Below are 1,367 nucleotides of genomic sequence, written 5' to 3'. Positions count from 1 at the left end.
AAACGTATGGCCCGCCCCGTCCGCAAGTGGCTCTGGATCCGCTGGTCTGAGCAGTCTGCATAAACGTATCCGGCCTTCCGGCTTTGCCGTTGGCCAAGATGGAGATCCGCGCGTCCTGGGCCTCATAAAGGGGTCGGCGTCGAACGCCATTTTTGCCGGGAGGCTTCCAGAACACCGGTCGACTGTCAGGCCATCTTCCTCTCACCGCTCGCAGACATCGGAAGGCCGGCGCGTGCCGCGCGGCCCGAACTCGGATCAGGCAGCCACCGCCGCCGGCTCGTAGACGCGCCCGTGGCGCAGAAGCGCCCAGACGATGCGCGCCATTTTGGCTGCCAAGGCCACCACCGCCGTGTTGGCATGCGCCCGCGCCAGCAGCCCGCGCAGCCACTGCCCGAGCCGTGTGTCACCCTGCCGAAGCGTCGGCATCGCGGCCCGAGCGCCCTGGATGAGCGTTTTGCGCAGGTACTTGCTGCCGCGCTTGGTGATGCCAACGAGCCGGGGCTTGCCTCCGGTCGTCACCTGCCGCGGTACGAGGCCGAGCCAGGCTGCCAGGTCTCGCCCACGAGCGAAGGTGGCCACGTCGCCGATGGCCGCAACCAGCGCGGTTGCATTGAGCGCGCCGATGCCCGGGATAGTCGTCAGCCGTCGCGCGTTCTCGTCCGTGCGCGCCTGCTCGGCGAACTCTGCATCCAGCGCGGCGATGCGCCGGTCGAGACCCTGCCAGCGCTCGTGTACCTCCGCTACGAGGGTGCGCATGCGCGCTGTGAGCGAGGAGCCCGTCTGCGTGTCGAGTAACTCGGTCAGATAGGCGGCCAGCTTGGCCCGCCCCTGCGCGACGACATGGCCGCGCTCCAGAAGGATGGCGCGGACCTGGTTCATCAGCGCCGTGCGCTCGCCCACGAGCTGGTCACGGACCCGGTGCAAGGTCTGGACGTCGAGCTGCGCCTCGGACTTGAGCGCCACGAACCGCATCGTTGGGCGGGTGGCCGCCTCGGCGATGGCTTCGGCGTCGCGGTCGTCGTTCTTCTGCGCTTTGACGTACGGGCGCACATATTCCGGCGACATCAGGCGAACCGTGTGTCCCTGCTTCGAGAGGGCTCGGCCCATGTGGTGCGCACCGCAGCATGCCTCCATCGCCACGACGCACCCCGGCAACTTCGCGCCGAAGGCGATCACCGTCTCGCGTCGCATCCGGCGGCGCAGCACGACTCGCCCGGCCGCGTCCAGCCCGACGAGGCTGCAGCTGTTCTTGCCCAGATCGATCCCCAGCACCGCGATCGTCATTGTTCCGCTCCATCCCTCATCTCGGCTACCCTGCCAGCCTAGCAGTGCAGCCCGGTGAGGGGCGGGCCATCCATAAAGGGGGG

General features: G+C 68.5%; 1 protein-coding gene. It reads right to left on the bottom strand.

From position 1 onward, the window contains the following. Positions 1 to 255 precede the first annotated feature (255 nt). Positions 256 to 1,284, bottom strand: a complete 1,029-nt coding sequence (locus G4G93_RS35330; RefSeq protein ID WP_060850334.1) for an IS110 family transposase — start codon at positions 1,282 to 1,284, stop codon at positions 256 to 258. Positions 1,285 to 1,367 lie beyond the last annotated feature (83 nt).

This window comes from Methylobacterium sp. DB0501, from assembly GCF_011043735.1.
Taxonomy (GTDB): Bacteria; Pseudomonadota; Alphaproteobacteria; order Rhizobiales; family Beijerinckiaceae; genus Methylobacterium; species Methylobacterium alsaeris.
The sequence above is the reverse complement of the archived record's forward strand: the minus strand, read 5'-3'. Positions and strand labels throughout refer to the sequence as shown.